The 14,874-nt window shown below is 62.2% G+C and carries 7 protein-coding genes, 1 tRNA gene and 1 pseudogene; 6 read left to right on the top strand and 3 right to left on the bottom strand.

Translation table 11 applies throughout. The features are described from left to right. Positions 1 to 305 precede the first annotated feature (305 nt). From GKZ68_RS06425 to GKZ68_RS06450, 6 genes and pseudogenes are all read left to right on the top strand, one after another. A complete protein-coding gene (locus tag GKZ68_RS06425; protein WP_173112170.1) occupies positions 306 to 3,317 on the top strand; it encodes a TonB-dependent receptor in 3,012 nt (1,003 codons plus the stop codon). A 34-nt stretch (positions 3,318 to 3,351) separates the two neighbouring features. Then, the gene (locus tag GKZ68_RS06430) at positions 3,352 to 4,938 is read left to right on the top strand and encodes a RagB/SusD family nutrient uptake outer membrane protein (protein WP_173112173.1); all 1,587 of its coding nucleotides are present in this window, start codon (positions 3,352 to 3,354) and stop codon (positions 4,936 to 4,938) included. 90 nt (positions 4,939 to 5,028) lie between these two features. Further along, a complete protein-coding gene (locus GKZ68_RS06435) occupies positions 5,029 to 7,080 on the top strand; it encodes a DUF2264 domain-containing protein (RefSeq protein WP_173112176.1) in 2,052 nt (683 codons plus the stop codon). Positions 7,081 to 7,213: 133 nt separating this feature from the next. Continuing rightward, complete coding sequence (locus GKZ68_RS06440; RefSeq protein WP_173112178.1) at positions 7,214 to 8,764, top strand: alpha-N-arabinofuranosidase; 1,551 nt, start codon at positions 7,214 to 7,216, stop codon at positions 8,762 to 8,764. A gap of 87 nt (positions 8,765 to 8,851) precedes the next feature. Continuing rightward, a pseudogene (locus GKZ68_RS06445) lies at positions 8,852 to 9,784 on the top strand (BNR repeat-containing protein); the annotation flags it as partial. A gap of 584 nt (positions 9,785 to 10,368) precedes the next feature. Further along, a complete protein-coding gene (locus tag GKZ68_RS06450) occupies positions 10,369 to 10,980 on the top strand; it encodes a family 16 glycosylhydrolase (protein ID WP_367949209.1) in 612 nt (203 codons plus the stop codon). A gap of 81 nt (positions 10,981 to 11,061) precedes the next feature. Here the strand turns inward: GKZ68_RS06450 and GKZ68_RS06455 are convergent, their stop codons facing one another. From GKZ68_RS06455 to scpA, 3 genes are all read right to left on the bottom strand, one after another. Continuing rightward, entirely contained in the window at positions 11,062 to 11,592 is a 531-nt protein-coding gene (locus tag GKZ68_RS06455; RefSeq protein WP_173112182.1) for a hypothetical protein, read from the bottom strand. A gap of 523 nt (positions 11,593 to 12,115) precedes the next feature. After that, positions 12,116 to 12,187 (bottom strand) — tRNA-Arg (locus tag GKZ68_RS06460). 545 nt (positions 12,188 to 12,732) lie between these two features. After that, positions 12,733 to 14,841 carry a methylmalonyl-CoA mutase gene (scpA, locus tag GKZ68_RS06465; protein ID WP_173112184.1) on the bottom strand — a complete coding sequence of 703 codons (2,109 nt, stop codon included), beginning with the start codon at positions 14,839 to 14,841 and terminating at the stop codon, positions 12,733 to 12,735. Between the last annotated feature and the right edge of the window lie 33 nt (positions 14,842 to 14,874).

Consider the following 14,874-nt stretch of genomic DNA (forward strand, 5'->3'; position numbering starts at 1 on the left):
AACCCCTGCTAATTTACGCCAGCCAACGGCTTGTACCTAAGGGTTGTAGCAATAATCTCTGCCCCAGCCGTCCCAAACGTTTGCGGGAGTAGGCAGCAAATTCACCCCGGCTTTTTGCTGAAAATGCCCCTGAGCCTGCCCCCCGACTTCAGGTACTTTTGACTCGGTTCTTGGGCTGCCTCCCGCCGCTGGCCAATGCTTTTACCAGCAGCGGCCAGCCCCGGCGGCCGGGCCCACGGCCGACTTGTGCTGATTACGCAATTTTCCCACCCTGGCTGCTTCGGCAGCCGCTAGCTTCCTCTTCTATGCAGGCTAAGTCTATTCTCCTCTGTGGGGCGCTACTGCCCGCAGCCGTGGTAGCCGCCCCGCTCGCCGCGCCGCGAGTGCCCGGCCAGCCGGCCGCGACCAGCCGGGCCGCCCTCGCCGATATTGTCGTGACGGGCAAGGTGCTCGACGAAAAACAGGCCGGCCTGCCCGGCGTGACGGTGGTGCTGAAGGGCACCACGCTCGGCACCTCGACCGACACCGACGGCAACTTTACGCTGCGCGTGCCCGACGGCACGGCTAGCCCCACGCTCGTTATCTCGTCGGTGGGCTACGTGCGGCAGGAAATTCCGGTAAACGGCCGCACCAGCTTTACCGTAAACCTGGCCCCTAATACCCAGGACCTCAACGAGGTAGTGGTGGTGGGCTACGGCACCCAGAAGCGCTCCGACGTGACGGGCTCGGTGGTGTCGGTGCCGCAGGACCGCCTGGAGAAAATACCGGTTTCCAACGTGGCGCAGGCGCTGGCCGGCTCGGTGCCGGGCGTCAATATCACCACCAGCTCGTCGGTGCCGGGCGCGCAGCCCAGCATCAACATCCGGGGCGTGCGCTCGATTACGGCCAGCACCGACCCCTACATCATTGTGGACGGGCTGCCGTTTCCGGGTAGCCTCAACGACATCAATTCCAACGACATTGCCTCGATTGAGATTCTGAAGGACGCCAGCTCGACGGCCATCTACGGCACGCGCGGCTCCAACGGGGTTATCCTCATCACCTCGAAGCGCGGCAAAACCGGCAAGCCCGAGATTCGCTACAACGGCTACGCCGGCCCCGAGTACCTGATTCAGCGCCTGAACCCGCTCAGCGGCCCGGCCTACGCCCAGAAGTACCAGGACTATGCGGCCCAGCGCGGCTTTACGCCCACCCAGCCGCTGCCCAACTACACGGAGGTGACCAACCTGCAGGCCGGCCAAACGGTGGACTGGATGAAGGAAATCAAGCAGCAGGGCTCGATTCAGGACCACAACCTGTCCATCTCGGGCGGCACCGACAACGTGAAGTACTTCGTGTCGGGCGAGTTCTTCAACCAGCGCGGCACGCTCAAAGGCTTCCAGTTTCAGCGCGTGAGTTTGCGCTCGAATATCGACGCTACGCTCACGCCCTGGCTGCGCGTCGGCACGTCGTCGTTCTTCTCAACTAATAACGACAGCGGTGGCCGGGCCGACCTCACCCTGGCCCAGGTGACCAGCCCCTACGGCAGCGAGTTTAACCCCGACGGCACCTACACCGTGTATCCCGAGCTGCCCGAGCTGCTGATTAAGAACCCGCTGGCTTCGCTCACCAACACCCGCGAGAGCCGCGTAAACCAGCTCATCGGCACGGGCTACGCCGAGGTAGCCTTCCCCTTCCTGGAAGGGTTGAAGTATCGCCTCAACGGCACCTATGGCTACCGGCCCTACCGCTATGCCTACTACGAGGGCCGCTCCTTCGGCAACCTCAACGGCTTTGCCCAGCTCACCAACGACGAGCGCCACAACTATACCCTGGAGAATATTCTGAGCTACGCCCACGACTTTGGCAAGCACCACGTCGACTTCACGGGGCTCTACAGCGCGCAGGAGAACAGGTACTTCACCACGACCGAAAACGGCAGTGGCTTTATCAACGACCAGATTGGCTTCAATGGCATCGGGGGTGGCTCGCTCACGCCCACGCTCAGCTCGTACAGCGAGCGCCGGGCGCTGGTTTCGCAGATGGCCCGCCTCAACTACAACTACGATAGCCGCTACCTGCTGACCCTGACCGCCCGCCGCGACGGCTCGACGGTGTTTGGCGTCAACAATAGCAAATACGCCATCTTCCCGTCGCTGGCCGTGGGCTGGAACGTGGCCAACGAGGCCTTCCTGAAAGATAACAGCGTGCTGACGGCCCTGAAGCTGCGCTTCTCATACGGCACCACCGGCAACGAGGGCATTAACCCCTACCAGACCATCACGGGGCTAGCCCAACTGCAGTATGCCTACAGCGGCGTGACTACGGTGGGCCTGCGGGCTAACACCTTGGGCAACGCTGGCCTGAAGTGGGAGCAAACTACCAGCGCCAACTACGCCATTGACTTTGGGTTCCTGAAAAACCGCATTACGGGTACGGTAGAGTACTACGATGCCACGACCAACGACCTGCTGTTGAATCGCCAGATTCCGATTATCTCGGGCTACGGCTCTATTCTCGACAACGTGGGCTCGGTGCGCAACCAGGGCGTGGAAGGCGTGCTGACGACGGTGAACGTGCAGACGCCCAGCTTTACCTGGGAAACCAGCCTGAACGCCTCGGCCGTGCGCAATCGCCTGCTGCAGATATACGGCACCGGCGGCGACGACATCGGCAACAACCTGTTTATCGGCCGGCCGCTGCGGGGCATCTACGATTACGTGAAAACCGGCGTGTGGCAGCAGGGCGAAGACGTGAGCAAAACCGACCCTAGCGCCAAGCCCGGCGACCTGAAGTTTGCCGACCTCAACGGCGACGGCACCATCACCAGCCTCGACCGTACCTACCTGGGGTCGAACCTGCCCGACTGGCAGGGTGGCATCACCAACACCTTCACTTACAAAGGCGTTAGCCTGCGGGTGTTTTTCCAGACGGTGCAAGGGGTGCTGCGCAACAACGGCAACCTGAACTATGTCGACCTGGGCGGCCGCATCAACGTGCCGCAGGAAATCGGCTACTGGACGCCCCAGAACATGAGCCAGGACCGCCCCGGCCTCAACTACACCAACCCCCGCAACTACGGCTACGCCAGCAACGCCAGCTTTACGCGCCTCAAAGACGTGACGCTGAACTACAGCTTCCCGGCCGGGCTGACCGAAAAGTGGCACCTGGGCACGCTGAGCGTGTACGTGAGCGGCCGCAACCTCTACACCTGGACGCCCTGGATAGGCTGGGACCCCGAGCAAACCTACACCGTGGGCAACGGCACCGGCAACGGCGGCACCAACTTTCCGCAGGTGCGCACCTTCGTAGCCGGCCTCAACGTGAGCCTGCGCTAACCTTTCTTCCCACCCGATTTTAGTACCTGACGATATGAAACGCCTCGCGTTAGCTTTTGTGGGCCTGCTGGGCACGGCCCAGCTGTTCAGCTCCTGCAAAAAAGAGTACCTCAACGAAAATCCGCCCTCGCTCTACACGCCCCAGACCGTGCTCGTCGATTCGCTAGGCTTCGAGGCCGCGATGGCCGGCCTGCAATCGGTAGTGCGTGAGCAGTATACCTACGACGGCGCCCAGGGGCTGCTGGGCGTGATGCAGGAAGGCACCGATGTGTGCATTCCGGGCCAGGTGCAGGGCATTGAAGTGCCCTACTACAACTACAACCTGCTGAACTCGCAGGATGGGGCCGCCGCCTACTGGTGGAGCTGGGCCTACCGCACCATCAACAACGCCAACCAGATTATTGCCGGGGCGGCCGCCGCGCCCAGCACCCTGCGCCAGGGCTACAAAAACCGCATTACGGCCGAAGCCCGCTTCTTCCGCGCCTACGCCTACGACTTCCTGGCCACGCTCTGGGGCGACGTGCCGCTGATTGACACGCCCGTGACCTCGCCGCGCACCGACTTTACGCGTAATCCGGTAGCGGCCGTTAACGACTTCATCGTCAGTGACCTGAATACGGCCATTCCCAGCCTGTTTACCGCCAGCAAAGCCGCTTCGGGGCGCATTACGCAAGGCGCCGCCCAGCAGCTGCTCGGGCAGGTATACCTGCGCATGGGCAAAAATGACCTGGCCCAGACGGCCCTGCAAACCGTAATTAACAGCGGCCAGTACAAGCTCATTACGGCCCGCTACGGCGTGAACGCCAGCGCGCCCGGCGACTACTTCGCCGACATGTTTATCGTGGGCAACCAGCGCCGCAACCAGGGCAACACCGAGCTTATCTGGGGCATTGAGCAGCAGCTGAACATGCCGGGCGCCACCACCAACGCCCAGCAGCGCCGCATGTGGGTGCCGGGCTACTACAACATCAAGGGCATGATAATCGCCGACTCGCTGGGGGGCCGCGGCATCGGCCGCATGCGCCTCAGCAACTGGGTTGACTACCAACTGTACACGAGCAGCGGCAGCACCGACCTGCGCAACTCGAAGTATAATCTGCACCGGCGCTTCTACTACAACGACCCGGCCCAAACGGCCCTCTTCGGCAAGCGCGTCACCGGCCTCAAGGGCACCGATACCATCTACTTCATCACGCCCTACACCACCAAGTGGAACCAGTACAACCCGGCCGACCCCTTCGGCTACGGCACCATCAAGGACCTGACCATGATGCGCCTGGGCGAAACTTACCTGCTGCTGGCCGAGGCGCAGTTTAAGCAAGGCAACCCCACCGGGGCCGCCGCCAGCATCAACGTGCTGCGCACCCGCGCCAAGGCCGCGCAGGTCACGGCCAGCCAGGTTGACCTCAACTTTATCCTCGATGAGCGCGTGCGCGAACTGATAGGGGAGGAGCAGCGCCGCCTCACGCTGGTGCGCACCGGCACGCTCGTCGAGCGGGCCACCCGCCTCAACGGGGCATCCATCACGGGCCTGAGTGCCAAGAACCTGCTGCTGCCCATTCCGCAGTCCACCATCGACCTCAATACCAACGGCAACCTTACTCAGAACCCCGGCTACTAGCCGCTAGGGGAGGTGAGGGCAAAGGCCGGGGCCTGTTTGTGGGAAAGACAGGTTCCGGCCTCTTGGTGTTGTTTCGGCTTAGTTAATGCAATGAAAAATAATTGGTTATTGGCTGGTGCGCTCGCGCTGCTGCCCCTGGGCCAGGCCTGGGGGCAGGCCGCCGGCACACCGGCTTTTTTCGATACCCACGTGGCGCCCGCCGCCACCAGGCTGCCGCTCTTCGAGGTGAAGAGCCCGGACCGCCGGCTGAGTCCCTTCACGGGCATGACGCGCCGGCACTGGCAGGATGCCGCCCGCTACCTGCTCGGCGGCGCCTTCAGCTACGTGCGCACCCTCGACGACCCCATGCAGTTTCCGAAGCTGCCGGGCAAAAGCTACCCGCGCACCCCTAGCCAGGTGCCCACCGAAAAGCTCGAAGGCCTGTGCCGCACGCTGTTCATGGCCGCGCCGCTGCTCAAAGAAAACCCCGGCCTGACCCTGAACGGCGTGAAAGTGGGCGACTACTACCGCCACCAGCTGGCTAGCCTTGTGGACCCGGCCAGCCCCAGCTACATTGTGCCCCGCGCCCCCAGCGGCGGCCCGAGCCAGAACCTGGTGGAGTTTGGCGGCCTGTCAGTAGCCCTGTTTGCGGCGCCCGAAATCCTGTGGGACCCCCTGCCCGAGGCCACCAAAAAGGCCCTGGCCGCCACCATGCTCAGCTACGGCGACGGCCCCACCGTGCCCCAAAACTGGCGCTACTTCAACATCTTCATCCTCAGCTTTTACCAGAGCCGGGGCTACCAAGTCAATACTAAGCTGCTCGAAGAATATCTGCAAAAGCAGCTCGCGCACTACAAGGGCGAAGGCTGGTACGACGACGCGCCCACCTTCGACTACTACAGCATGTGGGCCTTCCAGATGTATGGCCGGCTGTGGAGTGAGTACTACGGCCGCCAGCACTACCCCGCCGTGGCCGCGCAGCTGGCCACCAACTTCGCGCCGCTCAAGGATAATTACCCCTACCAGTTTGGGCGTGATGGCACCATGCTGATGTGGGGCCGCAGCATCACCTACCGCTTTGCGGCGGTGGTGCCTTTTCCGCTCATGGGCCTGCAGCCCGACCCGGCCACCAACTTCGGCTGGATGCGGCGCATTGCCTCGGGCGCGCTCCTGCAGTTTTTGCAAAATCCTGATTTTTTGCAGGATAACATCCCCACTTTAGGCTTCTACGGGCCCTTCGACCCGGCCGTGCAGGCGTATAGCTGCCGGGGCAGCGTGTTCTGGCTGGCCAAGGCTTTTCTGGGCCTGCTCGTGCCGGCCGACAATCCCTTCTGGACCGCCACCGAAAACGAAGGGCCATGGGCGAGCGAGCTTAAGCCTGGCACGGTGGTCAACAAGTTCGAGCCGGGCCCCAACATCCTCGTTACCGACTACCCCAATAGCGGCGCGGCGGAACTGCGCGATGCGCCCCACCAGCCCGCCGGCGACGCCAACCGCGGCAACGAGAACTACAACCGCCTGAGCTACAACACCGCCTTCCCCTGGCAGGCCGACGGCCCCAACGGGGAGGTGGCCATGAGCTACGTCTTAAAAAACAAGGACGACAAGTGGGAGGCCCTGCGCTTCTACACTTTCAAGAAGTACGAAGACGGCGTGTATTACCGCGACGCCGCCCTCGAAAGCAGCCCCAGCCTGCGGTTGCACCTGGCCGAAATGCCGCTGCCCAACGGCATCCTGCGCGTAGACCAGAATGCCAGCACCGAGGCTACGGCCGTGCGGCTAGGCCACTACGCCCTGCCCAACCTCACGGGCACCATCCGGCGCAGTACCCGCCGGGTGCAGGGCCACGAGGTGCGCATCATCGACAACGGCACCTACCAGCTGGCAATGGTGAGCCTGGCCGGCTGGGACAAGCTGGAAACGCTGGATACCAACGGCCTGAACCCCGTGAAGCCGGCCAGCACCCTGCTCAACGCCGCCGCCACGTTCGTGCCCGGGGCTAGCCAGCCGGTTTACTATGGCACGCTGCTGCTCTGGAAAAAATCGGGCACGCCCTGGACCGATGCCGAGTTGCTGCCGGTGCGGCAGCTAGCCCCGGCGGCCGGCCACCTAACGGCGACAATGGCCGATGGTAGCCGCAAACAGTTGTTGTTTAGTGAGTAAAGTAGGTCAATCTGGTTGCCGGGTGGAGTTCTTTGCCAGGAAGCGCCGCGCTCGGGCTAATTTTTTTCACGGATTTACACAATCGTTTGTGTAAATGGTGCCAACTTTACGGCATTCTCAAGCTCTTTTTTCCATGTCCCACCTCCGGGCGTTTATCGCCACCCTAGCCCTCGCCGCGCCGCTCGCCACTACTGCCCAAACCGTGCAGCTTACCGTGCAGCCCGGCGACCCCAAACTCCTTGTTAGCAAGCACATTCAGGGGCAGTTTGCCGAGCACCTGGGGCGCAATATCTACGGCGGCTTCTGGGTCGACCCTGGCCTGAACGTGCCCAAGCAGGGGCGCATTCGCATGGATATTGTGCAGGCTTTGCAAAAAATCCACGTGCCCAACCTGCGCTGGCCCGGTGGCTGCTTTGCCGATACCTACCACTGGCACGACGGCGTGGGCCCCGCCGCCCAGCGCCCCAAAATGCTGAATTTGTGGTGGGGCAATACCTTGGAAGACAATAGCTTCGGGACGCACGAGTTTCTGGAGCTGTGCAGCCTACTGGGCACCGAGCCCTACCTGGCCGCCAACGTGGGCAGCGGCACGGTGCAGGAAATGGCCGGCTGGATGGAATACCTCAACTCGAACGAGGACACGCCGCTGGTGCAGGAGCGCCGCAAAAACGGCCACCCCGAGCCCTACCACGTGAGCTGGTGGGGCATCGGCAACGAAAGCTGGGGCTGCGGCGGCAACATGACGCCCGAGTACTACTCCGACGTGTACAAGCGCTACGCCACCTTCGCCCACGATTACCCCGGCACCCGGCTCAAGCGCATCGTGAGCGGCGCCAACGGCGACGATGCCAACTGGACCGAAACCTGCATGAAAAATATCGGGCCGGGCAAAATGTGGGGCATCACGCTGCACTACTACACGCTGCCCACCGGCAGCTGGAGCGGCAGCAAGGGCAAAGCCACCGGCTTTGGCGAGCAGGAGTACTTCAACACGCTGCGCAACGCCTTGAAAATGGACGAGATAGTGACCCGGCACGCGGCCATCATGGATAAGTACGATAAGGACAAAAAAGTGGCGCTGCTGGTAGATGAGTGGGGCGTGTGGACCGACGTGGAGCCCGGCACCAACCCCGGCTTCCTGTATCAGCAAAACTCGCTGCGCGATGCCCTGGTGGCCGGCACTACCCTCAACATCTTCAACAACCACTGCGACCGGGTGCGCGGCGCCAACCTGGCCCAGGCCGTGAACGTGCTGCAAGCCTTGGTCTTAACTGATAAAGAGAAGATGCTGCTCACGCCCACCTACCACGTCTTCGACCTCTACCAGGTGCACCAGGATGCCGAGTACCTGCCCCTGCAGTTCGCTAGCCCCGACTACGTGCTCGGGGGCGAGAAAATCCCGGCCCTGAACGCCTCGGCCACCAAGGATAAGAACGGCGCGGTGCACATCTCGCTCGTCAACCTCGACCCGCACAAGACCCTGACCCTGGAAACCGCGCTGCCCGGCGTGAATTGGAAAACGGTGACCGGCCGCGTGCTCACCTCGGCCAGCGTGAGCGACTACAATACCTTCGACAAGCCCGACAACATCAGGCTAGCCACCTTCACCGGGGCCAAAAAGCGCGGCGATAAGCTAGCCGTGGCCCTGCCCGCCAAGTCGGTGGTAGTGCTGGAGCTGAAGTAGTCGGTCATCCAGTCCCGGGGCCATTCGGGCTGGCTAGCCCTCATCCCGAATGGTACTCTTAGTCATGAGATAACCAGCTGATAGTGTATGCGTTTGATAATTTATCTGGTCTTGAGCTTATTGGCCTGCGCCGCGCGAGTAAGCCTAGCCCAAACGGCGTCGCCCGTAGGCTTGGGCTGGGCCAAAAACAACGTGAACGGCGCGGTCTTCCGCAAAAACTCAGTGGTGAGCCTGGGCCGCGACCAGTACGTGGCCTACTACGACTCGGCGGGCTACGTGACCCTAGCCAAGCGCCGCCTGCCAGCTGGACCGTGGCAGGTGCAGCGTACTGCTTATCAAGGTAATGTAAAAGACGCTCATAACGTCATCAGCCTGATGGTGGATGGCGCAGGCTACCTGCACCTGTCCTTCGACCACCATAATAACCCGCTGCACTACTGCCGCAGCGTAGTGCCCGGCTCGCTGAAAATGAATGCTTTGGAGCCCATGACTGGCCAGCAGGAGCAGAAAGTCAGCTACCCCGAGTTTTACCGCTTCCCTAATGGTAATCTGCTGTTTATGTACCGCGACGGCGGCTCGGGCAACGGCAACCTGGTGCTGAACCGCTACAGCCTGAAAACCCGCCGCTGGACGCGCCTGCACGACGTGCTCATCGATGGCCAGGGCCAGCGCAATGCCTACTGGCAGGCCTGCCTCGATACCAAAGGCATCATTCACATAGCCTGGGTGTGGCGCGAGAGCCCCAACGTAGCCTCCAACCACGACCTGGCCTACGCCCGCTCCCCGGACGGCGGCCGCACCTGGCAAAAAAGCACCGGGGAAAGCTACCACCTGCCCATCACCGAGGCCACGGCCGAGTACGCGGCCCGCATTCCGCAAAACAGCGAGTTGATAAACCAAACCAGCATCACCACCGATGCCCAGGGCACGCCCTACATTGCCACCTACTGGCGGCCCCAGGGCACGCAGGTGCCCCAGTATCAGCTGGTTTGCCTGGCCGGCAAAGCCTGGCAAACTACGCAGGTGGGCCAGCGCACCGCGCCCTTCAGCCTGAGTGGCACGGGCACCAAGAAAATCCCGATTTCACGCCCGCAGCTCGTGGTTGCTACTATTAAAGGCCACCCGGCCGCCTACCTGCTCTTCCGCGATGCCGAGCGCCAGGACCGCGCCTCGGTGCTGCACTGCCCCGACCTCACCCGCCCGCAGTGGGCGGCCGCCGACCTCACCGCTAGCCCGGTCGGCAACTGGGAGCCCAGCTACGACACCGAGCGCTGGAAAAACGAGCACATTCTCAGCCTCTTTGTGCAGCGCACCGGCCAGGGCGACGGCGAAACCCTCGAAAACCTGGCCCCGCAGCCGGTGTACGTGCTCGATTGGCGGCCGGGCCAGCCGGTGCGGCCTGCTGCCCTAGCCGCGCTGCCCGCTGGCCCGCCCCCCCGGGCGCCACCCAGGCCAGCGGGGGCTACCGCCTGGTGTGGGCTGATGAATTTGACCAGGCAGGCCGGCCCGACCCGGGCAACTGGGCCTACGAAACCGGCTTCGTGCGCAACCACGAGGCGCAGTGGTACCAGCCCGAAAACGCGCGCTGCGAAAATGGCTTGCTCGTGCTGGAAGCAAAAAAAGAATCGCGCCCCAATCCTGGGTATAAAGCCGGTAGCCCCGACTGGCAAGCGCGCCGCCCTACCATCGACTACACCTCGGCTAGCCTCAACACGCGCGGCAAGCACCAGTGGCAGTACGGCCGCTTTGAGCTGCGCGCCCGCCTCGATACGCAGCCGGGTCTGTGGCCCGCCTTCTGGACGCTGGGCGTAGCGAAAGCCTGGCCTAGCAACGGCGAAATCGACATTATGGAGTTTTATCAGGGTAAAATTCTGGCCAACGTGGCCTCGGGCACGGCCCGGCCCAACACGCCAAGGTGGCACAGCGAAACCAAGCCGCTGGCCAGCTTCGCCGACCCCGGGTGGGCTAGCCAGTTCCACATCTGGCGCCTGGACTGGGATGCCGAGGCCATCCGCCTCTACGTCGATGACCTGCTGCTGAACGAAACCCTGCTCACGCAAACCGTCAATCAGGATGGCACCGGCTTCAACCCCATGCGGCAGCCGCACTACCTGCTGCTCAACCTGGCGCTAGGGGGCGACAACGGCGGTTCGCTCACCCCCACCACCCTGCCCAGCCGCTACGAAATCGACTACGTGCGCGTGTATCAGCGCTGAGAATTTCGGTTGACAATCAATAGCTTGTATTTGAAATATCGAAAATAGGCCCGGGAAATTCGTCCGGCTACCCCAGGCAATTCACGGACGGGCAGCAAGCTCGGCATCGATACCCTGATGCGCCAAGGCCTGCTTAAAATGCACTACGGCCTGCGCAAGCAGGGTTTCTCCGGCCACGGGGCGTGGCAATGGGACGTGGCTGCCCTCGTAGGCCGGGTTCGTTTGCTGGAGCCAGCTGGTGGCATTCTCCAAGTCGGCAAAGACGCCGATGTTGAGGTAGGGGAGTTGCTCGCGCACCTGCGCCGACAGGCCAAAAGCCCGCACGACGGGCGCGTGCACCCAGGCTAGCTGCTCGATGCCGGCTAGCTCCAGGTAAGGAAAAAAATGCTTGGTTAGCCAGGGCACAACTTCCCAGGGCAGGCTGGTTACCTGAGCATCGCTGTTGAGCACGCGCGGGTAGGCGTGCTTGACAAAGCACTGCGCTACTTCCAGGCAGGCGTACTGCACGGCCGGCAAGGTCAGCGCGCCCTCCCACTCGATGTAAAGCCAATTATTCCAAGAATCAAAATAAACCTTTACGTGTGGAGCAGTGCATAAATGTCTTAGATTCATAGGGTAGGAGAGAAATAAACCCTAAAATTCCCTGTGCTGGCTCAGCAATAAAATAATGGCTAAATGCAAAAAGCCTCTACCGAAACGGTAGAGGCTTTTTCACTTAAAAATAAAGTGAAAATTCAATAAAAATTCATTGATTAGTAAGCCTTTGCCTGGTCCAGGGCCTCCGCTTACCTTCCCCGGTTAACCCAAGCCAGGCTAAAGTAGAGAAAATCGGGTACTGGCGCCAGACATATACTGGCTTCCGACGCCACAGCTTGTTGCAGAAGCCCGCGCCCAATGAGCTGATGACTAACTGCCGCCACTACGAAGCCATTCTCAAGCGGTCTTATAAATGGGCAGCAGTCAAAGTTGCTCAACTTCTGCGACCAGCCAGCTTACGGAATGGGAAACGTATAGGCTGGCTCCGCAAGAGCAGCTAGCGGAGAAGCCGCAAGGCCGGGATTTTGAAAATTCTCAATAAAAATTGGTTCCGTATAAATAAAAAAAGCCCCTCACGCTAGCGTGAGGGGCTTTTTAGTGGTCTCGTTAGGAATCGAACCTAAATCTAGAGCTTCGGAGGCTCCTATACTATCCGTTGTACTACGAGACCCGGTGCGGGCCTGCAAAAGTAGCTACAAAAGCGGGCGCGGCCAAACCGTAGCTAGTACTTATGTGCTACTCCCCAACAACTGGGCACTGCCGCGGGGGGTAGCAAGTAATAAATAGCTGGTTGGATAAATAGAGAATTTACTGAAGCCTGGCGCCGGTGTTTGCCCACCTCAGCCTGGGTGGGGCCACCGGTGCTTGCAGTAGGCAAAGTACGCCTGCAAGTGGTGGTGTAGGTGGTGGTCATCGTTGGCGGGGTAGGGATAATAGGCGCCCAGTTAAGCGTGCGCCAGAGTTGTTCGAGAAAGGCATTGCCAGTCGCCCGGCCCCGACCGTCGCGGCGGCTAACGCAACTTCTGCGTTGCACTCAGTAGGGAGGCGGCAACGGGGGCATTTCGGGTTCAGGGCGCTGCCTAAGCTAGCCGCCAGCAACGGTCCAACTTTTGGGGAGTACTACACCTCTGTGATGGTTTTAGGAGCGGAAGCATAATAAACTGACAATCAGACACAGGCATATTGAAAAGCAATTAGTTGCAAAAGTACTTTAGCTTACTCCCCCAACTTCCCCAAAATCTCCAGCGCAGCCTTAGCAATGACGGTGCCGGGGCCGTAGATGCCGGCCACACCCGCGTCGTAGAGCTGCTGGTAATCTTGCGGCGGAATGACGCCGCCGGCGATGACGAGGATATCAGGGCGGCCTTCTTTTTTCAATTCTGCAATGAGCTGAGGCAGCAGCGTGTTGTGGCCGGCGGCTAGGCTGCTCACGCCTACCACGTGCACGTCGTTGTCCACGGCCTGGCGGGCTACTTCAGCGGGGGTTTGGAAGAGGGGCGCCAGGTCTACGTCGAAGCCCACGTCGGCGAAGGAGGTGGCGATGATTTTGGCGCCGCGGTCGTGGCCGTCCTGGCCCATTTTGGCCACCAGCATGCGGGGGCGGCGACCCTCGCGGGCGGCAAAATCCTCGGCGGCGCGGCGGGCCTGGGCAAAGTCGGCGTTGTCGGTCATGCCCTGCTGATACACGCCCTGCACGGTGCGGCTGGTGGCCTGGTGGCGGCCCCAGGCGGCTTCGAGCGCGTCGGAGATTTCGCCGAGGGTGGCGCGGGCGCGGGCGGCCGTCACGGCCAGGGCCAGCAGGTTTTGGGAGGTATCGGTGGCAGCGGCCGTGAGGGCAGCCAGGGCGGCCTGCACGGCGTCGTTGTTGCGCTCGGCGCGGATTTTTTGCAGGCGGGCTACCTGGCTTTCGCGCACCGCGTCGTTGTCGATTTGCAGCACGTCGAGCGGGGCCTCGCCTTCGGGCGCCGGGTATTTATTCACGCCCACGATGACCTCCTGGCCGGTGTCGATGCGCGCCTGCTTGCGGGCGGCGGCTTCCTCGATGCGGAGCTTGGGCAGGCCGGTTTCGATGGCGGCGGCCATGCCGCCGAGGGCTTCGACTTCCTGCATCAGGGCCCAGGCCTGGTTGGCGAGGTCGGCGGTGAGGCTTTCTACATAATAGGAGCCGCCCCAGGGGTCCACTACTTTGGTGATATCGGTTTCGTACTGGAGGTAAAGCTGGGTGTTGCGGGCGATGCGGGCCGAAAAGTCGGTGGGCAGGGCTAGGGCCTCATCCAGCGCATTGGTGTGCAGGCTCTGGGTGCCGCCGAGGGCCGCCGCCAGGGCCTCCACGGTGGTGCGGGTCACGTTGTTGAACGGGTCTTGGGCGGTGAGCGAGTAGCCCGAGGTCTGGCAGTGCGTGCGCAAAGCCAGGCTTTTATCGCTCTGCGGGTCAAACTGCTTAATGAGCTTAGCCCACAGCAGGCGGCCGGCGCGCAGCTTGGCAATCTCCAGAAAGTGGTTCATGCCAATGCCCCAGAAAAAGGAGAGGCGCGGGGCAAAATCGTCGATTTTCAGGCCCGCCGCTAGCCCGGCGCGCACGTACTGCAAGCCATCGGCTAGGGTGTAGGCCAGCTCCAGCTCGGCAGTGGCGCCGGCCTCGTGCATATGGTAGCCCGAGATGCTGATGCTGTTGAACTTGGGCATGTGCTGCGCCGTGTAGGCGAAGATGTCGGCGATGAGCCGCATGCTCGGCGCGGGCGGGTAGATGTAGGTGTTGCGCACCATAAACTCCTTCAGAATATCATTCTGAATAGTGCCCGTCAGCTTCTCGGGCGGCACGCCCTGCTCCTCGGCCGCCACGATGAAGAAGGCCAGCACCGGTAGCACGGCCCCGTTCATGGTCATGCTCACCGACATCTCACCCAAGGGAATCTGGTCGAAGAGGATTTTCATGTCCTTCACCGAGTCGATGGCCACGCCGGCCTTGCCCACGTCGCCCACCACGCGCGGGTGGTCCGAGTCGTAGCCCCGGTGCGTGGCCAGGTCGAAGGCCACACTCAGCCCTTTCTGCCCGCCGGCTAGGTTGCGCCGGTAAAAAGCGTTCGATTCCTCGGCTGTGCTGAAGCCCGCGTACTGGCGCACCGTCCAGGGCGAGCGCACGTACATGCTGGCGTAAGGGCCGCGTAGGTAGGGCGCGATGCCCGCCCCGAAGCCCAGGTGCGGCAGGTGCGCGGCATCGGCGGCGGTGTACATGGCCGGGCCGGCGCTGGGGTAGTCGGCAGGCTTGGCCGGGGCCGGGAGGCTAGCGGCGTCGTAGGCGATAGTGGAAAAGTCGGGGCGCATAATACTATTGGTTTTCGGCGCCTTCTGCGTACT

The sequence above is a fragment of the Hymenobacter sp. BRD128 genome (genome assembly GCF_013256625.1).
Taxonomy (GTDB): domain Bacteria; phylum Bacteroidota; class Bacteroidia; order Cytophagales; family Hymenobacteraceae; genus Hymenobacter.